This is a genomic window from Paenibacillus sp. P4_A9 (genome assembly GCF_056402415.1).
This window is the reverse complement of sequence record NZ_JBFUHL010000003.1, coordinates 269,437-282,166: the sequence shown is the minus strand read 5'-3', so window position 1 is coordinate 282,166 and position 12,730 is coordinate 269,437. Positions and strand designations below refer to the sequence as shown.

General features: G+C 49.9%; 13 protein-coding genes and 1 riboswitch. Of the genes, 5 read left to right on the top strand and 8 right to left on the bottom strand.

Translation table 11 applies throughout. The annotated features are described in order from the left end of the window. Positions 1-61: 61 nt before the first annotated feature. The 6 genes from thiE to AC1DVJ_RS05160 all read right to left on the bottom strand — a co-directional run bounded on the left by thiE (position 62) and on the right by AC1DVJ_RS05160 (position 4,740). On the bottom strand, positions 62-757 hold the full coding sequence (gene thiE, locus AC1DVJ_RS05185) for a thiamine phosphate synthase (RefSeq protein ID WP_477588896.1): 696 nt from the start codon (positions 755-757) through the stop codon (positions 62-64). Beyond that, positions 754-1,596 carry a bifunctional hydroxymethylpyrimidine kinase/phosphomethylpyrimidine kinase gene (thiD, locus tag AC1DVJ_RS05180; RefSeq protein ID WP_477588895.1) on the bottom strand — a complete coding sequence of 281 codons (843 nt, stop codon included), beginning with the start codon at positions 1,594-1,596 and terminating at the stop codon, positions 754-756. The genes thiE and thiD overlap by 4 nt, the downstream gene beginning before the upstream one ends. 318 nt (positions 1,597-1,914) lie before the next feature. Then, positions 1,915-2,682: a thiazole synthase gene (locus tag AC1DVJ_RS05175; protein ID WP_477588894.1), complete on the bottom strand. Its 768-nt coding sequence runs from the start codon at positions 2,680-2,682 to the stop codon at positions 1,915-1,917. 5 nt (positions 2,683-2,687) lie between these two features. After that, complete coding sequence (gene thiS / locus AC1DVJ_RS05170; RefSeq protein ID WP_056608183.1) at positions 2,688-2,891, bottom strand: sulfur carrier protein ThiS; 204 nt, start codon at positions 2,889-2,891, stop codon at positions 2,688-2,690. Then, on the bottom strand, positions 2,875-4,119 hold the full coding sequence (thiO, locus tag AC1DVJ_RS05165; RefSeq protein WP_477588893.1) for a glycine oxidase ThiO: 1,245 nt from the start codon (positions 4,117-4,119) through the stop codon (positions 2,875-2,877). The genes thiS and thiO overlap by 17 nt, the downstream gene beginning before the upstream one ends. Then, positions 4,120-4,740 carry a thiamine phosphate synthase gene (locus AC1DVJ_RS05160; RefSeq protein ID WP_477588892.1) on the bottom strand — a complete coding sequence of 207 codons (621 nt, stop codon included), beginning with the start codon at positions 4,738-4,740 and terminating at the stop codon, positions 4,120-4,122. A 149-nt stretch (positions 4,741-4,889) separates the two neighbouring features. Then, positions 4,890-4,988, bottom strand: a riboswitch (TPP riboswitch). A 128-nt stretch (positions 4,989-5,116) separates the two neighbouring features. Here AC1DVJ_RS05160 and hflK point away from each other — a divergent pair. From hflK to AC1DVJ_RS05145, 3 genes are all read left to right on the top strand, one after another. Next, entirely contained in the window at positions 5,117-6,127 is a 1,011-nt protein-coding gene (gene hflK / locus AC1DVJ_RS05155) for an FtsH protease activity modulator HflK (protein ID WP_477588891.1), read from the top strand. Next, positions 6,124-6,996, top strand: coding sequence for a protease modulator HflC (gene hflC / locus AC1DVJ_RS05150; protein ID WP_477588889.1), 873 nt, complete (start codon positions 6,124-6,126; stop codon positions 6,994-6,996). Before hflK ends, hflC begins: the two co-directional genes overlap by 4 nt. Before the next feature lie 220 nt (positions 6,997-7,216). Beyond that, positions 7,217-8,200, top strand: coding sequence for a bile acid:sodium symporter family protein (locus tag AC1DVJ_RS05145; protein WP_477588888.1), 984 nt, complete (start codon positions 7,217-7,219; stop codon positions 8,198-8,200). Here AC1DVJ_RS05145 and AC1DVJ_RS05140 read toward each other — a convergent pair. Continuing rightward, the gene (locus AC1DVJ_RS05140; RefSeq protein WP_477588886.1) at positions 8,181-8,819 is read right to left on the bottom strand and encodes an SdpI family protein; all 639 of its coding nucleotides are present in this window, start codon (positions 8,817-8,819) and stop codon (positions 8,181-8,183) included. The genes AC1DVJ_RS05145 and AC1DVJ_RS05140 overlap by 20 nt on opposite strands. Beyond that, positions 8,816-9,094, bottom strand: coding sequence for an autorepressor SdpR family transcription factor (locus tag AC1DVJ_RS05135; RefSeq protein WP_477588885.1), 279 nt, complete (start codon positions 9,092-9,094; stop codon positions 8,816-8,818). The genes AC1DVJ_RS05140 and AC1DVJ_RS05135 overlap by 4 nt, the downstream gene beginning before the upstream one ends. 167 nt (positions 9,095-9,261) lie before the next feature. Between AC1DVJ_RS05135 and AC1DVJ_RS05130 the strand changes: the two genes are divergently transcribed. After that, positions 9,262-10,590 carry an MFS transporter gene (locus AC1DVJ_RS05130; protein ID WP_477588884.1) on the top strand — a complete coding sequence of 443 codons (1,329 nt, stop codon included), beginning with the start codon at positions 9,262-9,264 and terminating at the stop codon, positions 10,588-10,590. A gap of 109 nt (positions 10,591-10,699) precedes the next feature. Beyond that, on the top strand, positions 10,700-12,697 hold the full coding sequence (locus tag AC1DVJ_RS05125; protein WP_477588882.1) for a hypothetical protein: 1,998 nt from the start codon (positions 10,700-10,702) through the stop codon (positions 12,695-12,697). Positions 12,698-12,730: the final 33 nt, after the last annotated feature.

The window sequence follows — 12,730 nt, the reverse complement described above, 5'->3', positions numbered from 1 at the left end:
GCTTACTCATGTATCAATTGTTCTATTCTAGTAAACTTCAGCTAACAAATAATGATATTTGTCATTCGTCATCTTGTGATGCGAAGTGAGGGATGGTGCTGTTCTCAATCAGCAGCCGTAACGTCTCGGCGGCTTCGCGCGGTGAGCGCGCACCCGCGATGGCACTCACCACTGCCACGCCGTCCGCCCCTGCGCGGATGACGGCGTCCGCATTCATGGCATCGATACCCCCGATGCCCACGAGCGGCAGCTGGATGCCGCCTGCGCGCATCCGCGCTAGTACGGCAGGCCCCTGGACCTCACACGCATCGAGCTTCGTGCGCGTGGCGTACTGGGGGCCTACGCCTAAGTAGTCGGCGCCTTCGGCCAGCGCCGACTGGGCTTCGCCCAGATCGTGGGCCGACACGCCCACGATCATTTTCGGCAGCCGCTGCCGCACAGCGGCGGCTGGGGCATCCTCTTGGCCGATGTGGATCCCATCGGCCTCAAGCTCTAGAGCCAGCCGTTCATCATCGTTCACGATGAACGGGATCGCGCGCTGCGCGCAAAGGCGGCGCAGCCGTGCGCCCAGCGCGAGCAGCTCGGGCCCCTGCAGGGCGCCGGGGCCCTTCTCGCGCAGCTGGAACATCGTGATGCCGCCGTCGATGGCGGCTTCCAACACTTCGTACGGGTCCGCCCCGCCACAATTGGGGCTGCCCATCACGAGATACAAACGCAGAGCTTTTCGCAGCTCTGCAGCACTCATCACAACGCTCATCGTACACCTCGCGTTGCCATATCTTGTACATCAGCAGCCCGAACACCCTGCTGATACGCCCAATGATTCGTGGGTCCGTGCCCGCTTCCGATATGTAAAGGCTCCGAAATCGCAGCGTGGATGAAGCTCTTCGCCAACTGTAAAGACGCCTTCGTCTCAAGTCCTTGCGCCAGTCCCGATGTCAAAGCGGCGGCAAAGGTGCAGCCTGTTCCATGCGTGTGCTGCGTAACTAGCCTTTTAGACGTAAACTCTGTAAAGGAAGCTCCATCATACAGTAAGTCCGTCGCCTGCTCCGTATTCGCTTCATGACCGCCTTTGATCATCACATACTTACAGCCGTATGCATAAATGCGTATGGCCGCTTGCTTCCGAGACTCCCAGTCCGTAATCGATACCCCGCTAAGCGCCTCCGCTTCAGGGATATTTGGCGTCACTACATCGGCTAGCGGCAGCAACGAATGGATCATGGCGTCAATTGCCTCCTGCTGCAGGAGCGAAGCCCCGCCCTTGGCAATCATCACGGGATCGACAACAATCTGCTTCCATGCATACTTCTTGATCGCCGCCGCCACAATGCGAATAATGTCTCCGCTGAAAAGCATTCCCGTCTTCAACGCATCGGGTCGCAAATCTTCCCCAATGGACGCTAGTTGGCGTTCGATCGCTTCCGCGCTCATCGGGTAAACTCCCTGAACGCCCAACGTATTCTGCGCGGTTACAGCCGTAATCACGGACATGCCGTAGACACCTAACTCTTGAAATGTTTTCAGATCCGCCTGAATGCCTGCGCCACCGCCACTATCCGAGCCGGCAATCGTCAATGCTTTGTAAATCGCCATGGTACTCCCCACTCTCCTCCCTAACTATTCGTAACTATATGTTCTAACGGTCACCACGGACGTAATCGTTGCCAAAATTGCTTTATCCATAATCTAACGGACACGACAGCCGTTATTACAGCTGATTTCTCCTTATGATCAGGAAATTCCACTGAATAGCGAACTCTGTGTCCGTTAGCTTTTCAAAACATCATATATATACCAAATAGTGTCTTCCATGTCCGTTAGCCAGCGCTAACGCCAGTGTCAGTGTCAACGCCTAAGCCAACATCCCTCAACACCCAACACCATAAGCGTAACAAGCTTAAATCATTCTCCCTACACCCGGCTCAACCCATCCATCGGACTGCTTGCCGACGCGTAGCGCTTCTTCGGAATGCGCCCCGCCTCAAAGCCAGCACGTCCAGCTTCAATCGCGAGCTTCATGGCGTACGCCATTTTGACCGGATCCTTAGCACCAGATACTGCTGTGTTAAGCAGCACGCCGTCCGCTCCCATTTCCATCGCCAAAGCCGCATCCGAAGGTGCACCAATCCCTGCATCCACGATGACCGGAACCGTCGCCTGCTCGATGATGAAGCTCAAGTTCAACGGGTTAATGATCCCCTGCCCTGTGCCGATCGGTGAAGCACCAGGCATAATCGCATGTACGCCTAGGGCTTGCAGACGTTTAGCCAACAAGACATCATCTGATGTATAAGGAAGAACGATAAAACCTTCCTCCAGCAGCATTTCCGAAGCCTTCAGCGTTTCCACTGGATCTGGCAGCAGCGTCATTTCATCTCCAATTACCTCAACTTTGATCATGTCGCATAAGCCTGATGCCTTAGCTAATCTCGCGATACGAACCGCTTCTTCGGCTGTTTTGGCACCTGCGGTATTCGGCAGCAATGTGAAATTCGACGTATCCAGCATCGACAAGAAATTTGGCCGGCTCGCTTCAAATATGTTCATCCGTCGCACCGCAAACGTCAAAATTTGGGACTCACTGATATCCACCGCTTGTTTTTGAATCTGAAAATCTGGAAACTTCCCCGTACCTAACAGCAAACGTGAACGAAACTCATATGGACCGATTTTTAACATGTTTTTTATCCTCCTCCAACGAAATGAACGATCTCAATTTTGTGTCCTTCTGCAAGCTCAGCACCTGCGTGATCCTCTTTATGTAAAATGGCTGCGTTATGCTCAACCACGAGCATTTTGTCGCTTAAATCAAAGTGGGCGAGCAGCTCCACAACGGTCCGAATCGTATCGGGAACATCAACCTGCTGACCATTAATGTGCAGTTTCAATGCTTATCAATTCCTTTCCTGTGGCCGAAAATTGTTCCTTATCTGAGTGCCCCACACGCGTGGTCCCGTACGAAAAATCCGGACTAAAAGCATCTATCCAAGGGGCTAATGGTTGCAGCTGCTGTTCATAAATGTCCAGCTCTATTTGTCGCCCTACTTCTCCGCCCACGATCCAATCCGCCATCACACTCCCGGTGATCGGGCTCAGCAAAATCCCGTTGCGGTAGTGACCGCAAGCTGTATACAAACCCTCTACCATCGGCACCTTGCCGATGTAGGGCAGTCCGTCGGCTGTCTGCGGGCGCAGCCCCGACCAAGCCTTCTCCCACTCGGCATCACCGAGTGCGGGCATCAGACCCCTCGCGCGCTCCATCAGCTCGGCCAAGCCCGAGAGCGACACCTTGCGGTCATAGCTGTTCGGCACGACCGTCGCGCCGACCACCAGCCGTCCGCCGGCTTTCGGAACGATATAGCACCCTGGTGTGAACAGGGTTTTCTTCAATAGAGGCTTCGGCGTCCTAACGGAGAAGCACTCGCCCTTCACGGGATACATCGGCAGCTCAATGCCGATGCCTGCAAGCAGCTGACCGCTCCACGTGCCTGCGGCGACGACGACGACGTCGCTGTAGAGCGGACCGGCGGCCGTCAGCACGCCGATGACGCGCTCCTGCGCGGTCAGCAGCCCTTGCACCTGGGCGAAGGGTTCCACCTTCGCCCCCAGCACTTGCGCCGCCTGCGCGAACGCGGCAGCCAGTAAGGGCGCATCCACCTGCCCATCCTCGGGCAGGTAGAGGGCTCCGCGCGTCGCCCCGCTCAGCGCGGGCTCTAAGGCCGTGGCTTCAGCGGCGCTGAGCCACTGGGCCTTCTCGCCTGCGTCGCGCTGGAGCTTCTCACGCGCGCGCAGCTCCTTCTCTTGAACGTCGCTGAGCGCGACGTTCAGCAGCCCTTCACGGACGAGACCGATGTCGATGCCCGTGAGTTCTCGCAGTTCCCCGCTTAGCTCGGGGAACATGGCACGGCTCTTGCGCGCCCACTGGAACAGGGCGCCGGTGTCCTCCATCTCGGACTGCGCGCCGAGCATGCCTGCTGCGGCTGCCGAGGCTTCTCTGCCCAGCTGGCCGCGCTCCAGCAGCGTGACGGATTGCCCTCTTTTAGCCAAGTAATACGCGATGGATGTACCGATAACACCACCGCCAATGATGATGACATCTGATCTTGTTGCTGACATTTAACTCACCTCTATTTGCCTAAGCTCATCGTGATAGGCCAGAACGGCTCCGAGTGGATCCGCTGCTTCCCAAATTCCGCTCATGACCGCGATACCAGATGCTCCTGTATCCAGCACGGATTTTACTCTCGCAGGCGTCATCCCGCCAATCGCTATCACAGGAATGTTAACGTGATTAACTAGTTTCCGTAATTGCTCTAAGCCTCTAGGCGGCGCTCCCCGCTTCGAGTTTGTCGTAAAGATATGACCGAACATGACGTAGTCGGCTCCCTCTTTTTCACGCCATTTTGCCTCATCGGCATGATGCACGGAGACTCCGATGCGCTTTATCCCCTGGCATAACTCATCCTGAAAAACAAGGGATGGTGTCGTACCAGGAAGCTGCAGCCCGCCAGTGTGTAAAGCCAGTGCAATCGATGGAAATCCGTTGACGTACAGCTTTTTTGCAGGAATACCCTGCTCTATTAGGTACTGCACACCGATGAAAACCTCATCCAACGACTTCGTTTTCTCGCGAATATGAATGGCCGTAACATACGGATGAATCTGATCTGCAATCGTCGCTAACGTTGACCAGGACAGCTTCCCATTGGATATGACATGCAGTTCTCTCTCTGACATAGAAGGCTGACTCCTCTCCTACGAAACATCACTTCTTTTTAACCAAGCTAAACTTCCTGACCTTATCTTATTGAAAAACACAAAAAAAACCACTTTCCTCAGGAAAGTGGTTGTAGGTTGCCTCATCATATACAGATATTAAATCGGCTCCAAAGCTCGTTCCACTTTCCTCCGCTGGTATCAACCAGATCAGGTTCAAAGGGTTCAGTATACACTGTCTCAGCCTCTCGGCGCCCCTAGGGATTCATTCGTATGCAATTACTCAATATCATAGCATGGCAGCCAACTCTTGGAAATAACTAATTTCCTATTGAAACTATTTCCAACTTCCCCCGTATAGCATAGCAGTAAATCTTATATTAAAGGGGTGTTTTCAATGGAACCATTTGTACTGCCAGAACCAGATCGACGAAGACCTACCTCGCTCCCACCAGGCTTGGTGACTAAAATCATAGCCGGCCTTATTATCGTTCTTGTCCTCATTTTTGGATCGTCCACCTTCTATACGGTGCAGGAGCATGAAAAAGCAGCTATTTTAACATTAGGTAAATATACAACGGAGAAGGAAGCTGGGCTTCACTTTAAACTCCCTTTCCCGATTCAACAGGTGATTGTACTGCCTGCCAAAAAGACACAGCGTATCCAAATCGGCTTCCGTGAAACAGGCGGTAAAATTACGCCAGTCGAAGAGGAAGCGATGATGATCACGGGGGATGAAAATATTTTATCAGCCGATGCTGTTGTGGAATGGAATATCAGTGACATGCGTAACTACTTGTACAACATTGATAACGCAGAAATGTTCCTTCGCAACTCCGCGAGTGCAGCAATTCGCTCGGTGATCGGCGCTACGGCGCTCGACTTTGCCATTACAGAAGGAAAAACCGAGATCCAAGGCAAGGTCAAAGAGCGATTGATTGAGATGCAGACTAAATATCAAACAGGCATCCATATTGTCGACTTGAAGTTCCAAGATATCGAGCCGCCTGCGGGCGATGTGCAAAATGCTTTTAAAGACGTAACGAATGCTCGCGAAGAGAAAAACACGAAGATTAACGTCGCTACCAAATACGAAAATGATATCCTACCTAGGGAGCGCGGGAACGCTCAGGCCCTTCTTGAGAATGCCGAAGCCCAGAAGAAGTCACGTATTTTGAATGCTCAAGGGGATGTTGCGAAGTTCAATGCCCTTTATGCGGAGTATGCGAATAATAAATCGGTTACGGAAAGCAGGCTTATCATTGAGACGTTAGAGAAAATATTGCCGAATGCCAAAATTTTCATCAGTGACAGCACCGGCGAAACGGTCAAATATTTACCAATTAATGAGCTGTTACGGACACCTGCTGCTGCAACAGGCACAGCGCAAGGAGGGGCTGCGAAATGACCATGCAACGCAAATGGATTTTTAGATCGATCGTTGCTGTAGTTCTCGCTTTTTTCTTCCTGATTTCCATCTTTATTGTAAAAGAAGGACAATACCGCGTCGTTCTCAAGTTCGGAGAAGCCGTTCGTATTCAAACGGAGCCTGGGATTCATTTTAAAATCCCATTTATTGAATCGGTTCGCACGCTTCCTAAATATCAGATGGTGTATGACAGCAAGCCTACTTCCATTCTAACCAAAGATAAGAAGCCGATCGAAGTTGATAACTATACGGTATGGCGGATTGATGATGCTCAGCAGTTCCTGCGTACGATACAATCCATCACAGGCGGGGAAGAGCGGATTGATGCCGCTGTGTATAACACCGTTAGACGGAAATTATCGGAGATCAATTACAGCGATATCATCAGCGAAAATACACAGCGTGGTAACCTGAACGATGAGATTACGAAGGAAGTTTCGGAGTTGATGGAGCGTGATAACTACGGTATCCAAATCGTTGATGTACGCATCAAACGTACGGATTTGCCCGATTCTAACAAGCAAAGCGTGTATAAACGGATGATTTCCGACCGTCAATCCATAGCAGCGAAGTACTTATCCGAGGGGGATGAAGAATCGAAGAAAATCACCTCCAAGGCTGACAGACAGGCAAGCGAGTTGATCGCTCAAGCCCAAGCTGACGCGAAGAAAATCGTGGCTGAAGGCGAGCAAGAAGCGGCGAAAATTTACAATACCGCTTACGGCCAGGACCCTGCCTTCTACAACTTCTATCGTACGCTTGATAGTTACTTGGTCTCATTTAAAGGCGAGCCCGTCATTATGCTTCCTATTGATTCCCCGTACACGAAAATTTTACTAGGGAAATAAGTTTGTTGTATCTCAAAGCATGTTCATCTTCGGATGGCATGCTTTTTTTATTCTCTAGTTACGAAACGTCGTTCCGTATCTCAAGATTTCTCCTGCGTATCCCAACCAGAGTGTAGCGGATGAGTCGGAGTTTCCTTTTTAAAAGCACCTCTTATCTTATAATTGTTGTTCTGCTACAATTGTGAAATAGTTGCTGGTCACGGAAAGGATGTTCACCTAGATGCTGCCTCAGTTGAATCGTCAATTAGAAAAGATTATGCCGCTTATCACCCCCATTAGTGTCCTTATCGGCGTTCTGCTTGGTAGTCACTTAGCTGGTTATACCTATCTCTCACCTTGGCTGTTTGCCTTTATGACCTTCTCTGGAAGTATCGCTTCCAGCTTCAAAGAATTCATCAAGGTCGTCGTTCAACCACTTCCGCTCCTCACCACTTTATTCATTTTGCATGTCGGGATGCCGCTTATCGCGCTTGGCCTCGGGCATGCTGTTTATAGTCACGAACCGCTGACGATTACGGGACTTATTTTGGCCGCAGCCATTCCTACTGGGATTACTAGCTTTGTGTGGGTGGCGATCTATCGGGGCAATATTGTGCTGACACTTTCGATCATCCTGATGGATACGATTCTCTCGCCTTTCGTTGTGCCGTACACACTATCTGTGTTAGTTGGCACCAAGGTACAGCTCGATACGTTCGCCATGATGAAAGGCTTGTTCTTCATGATCGTCGTTCCGTCTCTCATCGGGATGCTGCTGAATCAATGGACGCGCGGGAAAATTAAGGAGCAATGGGGTGGCCGTTTAGGTCCTTTTTCTAAAATTTTCATGGGTGTCGTCGTCGCGATTAATAGCTCTGTCATTGCTCCCTATCTGCGGGATTTCAACGCCAAATTGCTGGGATTGGCTGCTTTTGTGCTCATCGTAGCCTCGCTGGGCTACATGATCGGTTGGCTTGTGGCTAGGTTGTTCCGCTGGGAACAAGATGTCGTGGTTGCCCTTACTTTTAACAGTGGTATGCGAAATATTAGTGCGGGCGCGGTACTCGCTGTAGCCTATTTCCCGCCACCCGTGGCGATTCCAGTCGTGCTTGGTATGCTGTTCCAACAATCACTTGCTTCCCTCTTCGGCTTTCTGCTGAATCGGAAATATGCGTTGAAAGGTGACGCACCCAGCTTAAAGGTACTTATTTCGAAAGACGGGTAAACAACACATAAGAATAGATGATGGGAATGAAGGAACTGATTGCGATTGCCGCAAGGAAGACGATGATTCCGACCGGGGTCATTAAGAACGCCGCAATTAAGGCAACAATTCCGCCCATCAACATTAGCGGACCACCTAAACGGTGCGTCTTTCTCCAAATTTCTTCATTAGCGAGCGTCCAAGGCGTTCGAATTCCGAACGTATAGTTGTGCTTCACCTGCGTTAAGAAATTCCCCATGACAGCAAACAACGCGCCAAGCGGAATCATCGTGATTTTTTGAATATTCAAGCTATGGCCTAAATTAACGAAAATGACCGCCCAGCCTACAACAGCTAAAAGTATGGTCACCCCGAACCGCGTCGCCTCAAAAGCCGCAGGAAATTTCTCGAAATTCGCTTTCTTCGGATCAATAGACCTCATAACCCGCATGAATAACGGCAGCAGACCTAGTAAAACCAACATTAGCAGCGACATTTCTTTGCTCATCGTCCCGTTCACTTCATTATTCATGCCAAAATGGCTCGCCATCGTGTCTGGAAGACGGTTATAGAGAAGTAAGCCTCCTACCGCCGGGGAAAAGCTGATCACATATAGTGAAATTTCCTTCCATGTTTTCATGACTGTTCCTCCTGATCTTTTCTATTAAGTATGTTAAACATCCATCCGATGACGTCTTCAACAACCGTGGTGTGCAAGGTATACATGATATGTTGTCCCTGACGTTCATCAAGTACTAGTCCCGCCTGTTTAAGCAGGTTCAAATGATGCGATATGCTCGGCTTACTAATCTTGAAATGATCAGCTATATCACCAGCATTCATACTTTTTTCTCGGAGCAGTTGTAAAATTTCACGACGAGTTGGGTCCGCTAGCGCTTTAAATGCCTCATTCAAAATGTGATCCCTCCTTATTTAGATATTTATCTAAATATATAATAAATATACCTTTGATTACCCAACCTGTCAATTGGCGTATGCCCTTGCTGCTTTGGCTATTAAACGCTCAGGGATTATAATAGTGAGATCATACTTACATCACGCGTTAGACAGGATGAATCCATATGAACGATAAAATTGTAATGCCCATTTGGACAATTGGCTTGTTCATCGTTGTCATGAATACGACGATGTTCAACGTCTCGATCCCCAGTATTATTCAAGATCTCAGCATCACTGCGGATCTCGGATCATGGGTCGTCTCCAGCTATTCCATTGGCTATGCCTTATCAACCGTTCTATACAGCAGACTATCCGATGTGGTCGCAATTCGTAAGCTCTTAACCGTCGGGCTAATTATCCTTGGACTATCCTCTTTGTTCGGATTGTTCGCGCGGGAATTCCATACCTTACTCGCGGCCCGTATTCTACAATCCGCAGGCGCTGGTGTCATGGCCGGCCTTGGACTGGTACTAGCCAGCCGCTACATCCCGATTGAACGTCGCGGCTCAGCGATTGCGATGATTTCCGCGGGGAGCGCCATGGCCTTCGGGCTCGGTCCGATCGTTGGCGGCTTCATCAGTGAATATTGGGGCTGGAATGGGTTGTTCGCCATTACCTGCCTGGTCTTAGTCATTCTTCCTATTCTCTTACGATTGCTACCCAAAGAGCAGCCCGTAGCGTTCCGTTTCGACCTGCTGGGGGCGCTATTGACGGTGGTCAATGCCGCGTCCTTACTTCTCGCCGTTACGCAGCTTTCTGGCGTGTGGCTTACCATTAGCGCCCTCTCCTTTGTCGTGCATGTCTGCCACCTGCGGCGATCAAGTGACACGTTCATTAATCCCTTATTACTGGCGAATCCGGCGTATCGGAAGCTTGTCGTGATCGGGTTCTGTATCTTGGTCTTGAACCTTGGGAATCTATTTCTGATGCCGCTCGTACTGGCCAAGGTGTTTAATCAGTCGGCAATGACCATCGGTTTAACGATTGCGCCAGGAGCGATATTATCCGCGTTCCTTACGCGCTTCGTTGGCCGCTGGATTGATCGCTTCGGCAATCTGCGATTCCTGCTTATCGGGCATGGAGTCTTATCCCTGGTGATGATCGCATTCTCGACGTTGCTTGGTGCTTCGTCCCTAGTTATTCTGATCGGCTATCTTTGTTTCTCACCAGCATTTTCCGCGACGATCGCGTCGTTGAATAATGAGACTTCACGCATCCTGCCGAAGCATCTAATCGGCTCTGGCATGGGTTTGATGCAGTTGATCCAGTTTTTCGGGGGATCGATGTCAGTCGCGATATGCGGCATTCTACTTGAAATCCAGCGGAATACGACGCTCCTTCATTCGTACAAGCATGTGTACGGTTTGTTAGTTGTGGTTGGACTTTGTTCCCTGGGGATGCTGCTGTGGTATAGGCTATCGGGGTTACGGACCGCGCGTCAGATCGGATAGTGGATCGCCTGCTTGCAAACACTTTTTGACTATTCAGCACAACTTATTATCCATTTTATAGTAGAACATACTAGGTGATTGAAATGGTGCCATGAGGGAGTGATTGACGATGTGGAAAAAGATTGTAGCACATGGGCTAGTCGGTGTAGGCTTGCAACTCAGTCTTGGGATTACTTCGGGGAACGCCTACGAATATGCAGATACACCAACGGAAGTCGCGGACGGGGTCCATATTCCCACAAAGCTAACCCTGCTTGAAGACATTCCTTATTATGTGATCCCGAATGCACTGCTGAACAAAGCAGAGGGGTCCTTCTCCCCCCAGACCGTTGAGGTCATTGAGGCCGAAACACACTGGTCAGGAGCATGGAATTGGTGGAAAATACATACCGACGTCGGAGATCGATGGATTAAAACCGCTCCTTGGCAAATCGAAACCCCACCGCCACCGACGATAAGCTTGATGACCGAAACGCCGCTATATGCGCAGCCATCGGAAAAAAGCCAGCCTACAGCAGCCCTTTCCCCACAGGAGGTCCGTGTCGTTGATGCAGAGAAAGGTTGGTTCAGGAATAGCTCTGGTGGAAGCGAAGATATCAATCCGAAGAGATGGCTTAAAATTCACACAACCTGGCTGGGGGATCAATGGATTCATTTGAATCTAAATCAGATTGGCACCTTCCAACCAGCAGATCAAATGAGCTATTATTCAAATTTATACTATAACCTTACGCCTCAATATGATTATCAAACCTATCCAACTGACGGGACTCTTTCGAAACAGTTTGTGCATGTAACTGGTAAATTTCGTACATTGCTCGGAACCTTTTATCAACTTGAAACAACCGATGGTCCGAGATGGACATTTGGTAGCGGACAACCGATCACAGCCGAAACAAAGATCATTCAACGAACACATCCAAGTGCGCTGTACAGCTATCCATCCTCCCAATATGAGGATGAGCCTAAGTTAGTTCTTACGGGAGACTTGCCTGTCTTTGAAAAAACGTATAACGAATACATCACTAATTATGGCTATGACGGTGACTGGTATCACGTTCGAACCGAGCAGGGTGAAGGCTGGTTTAATCCTACATTTGCCGAACCTGAGGATGCTGTCGCTGAGACCGCAACCATCCAGCTTAACTCACCTGTCACGGCGCTTTTTCAATATCCAAATACAGGAATTATACGCAATCATGGACAACTCGGTCCACAAACTCTCCGTCCAATAGCCGCTTGGACCGACCCGAATGGTATCCGGTGGTTCCAGATAGATTCTTTCGTGGGTAGGGCATGGATTCAGCTTGTTCCCAATCTGGATAGGGTAGTCCTGAAGGACCGCGAATTGGATATGGAAATCCAAGGAAATACCTCCTATCAAGGGGCTTTCTATCAAAATGAGGAAGGTGCCTATACCCACGGCAGTGAATCCATTGGCTACGACGACAAGCAAGGTGAACCTTTCTTGGATACTGCCTTTCTAGCAGGTATGTATCATTACGAGCTAACGGGTCCCGATGTCGCAGGTTGGTGGACGTTAACGAACGATTCCGGTTATGCTTTTCAAATAAAAACGGGCGAACTTCAGGCTAGAACACTCTGGGACGGTAAATTAGCTAAACAGCTCAAACTTGCCTCATCACCTGTTTCTCCAAACCAGCAGGGCACCCCATACCTCAGTCTAACCGATATTAGGACTTTGCTTGGGGCCACCACCAACGTCAATACGGGCTATAATGATAGCAAGGTTATCACTTTAAGTGCACGCCAGTATGAGATTGCTCATCTACAACTGCCTCCTATTGCCGGTGATAATCATTGGCATATGTCAGGGCTGCTTTATGATAATCGTTATTTCGATAGCGGCAGCATCGCTCAAACCTTACAAATCTCGGTTAAGAACCGCGATTCCAACGAAACAACCACAACCGAACAAGTTGCCGCGATGAAATTACTTTATGATTTGAGTTATCATTATGGGCTTTATGACATTTCATTGGATCAACCACTTAAGCCAGGGATGAATCATTTGACCGTTAGTTTCAAAGTGGGGGAACGGATTATTTTACAGCGTAATTGGGATATCATGGGTACTGCGAAATAGCCGTATGTACAAGAAAGCAGGTTGCCGAGGCAA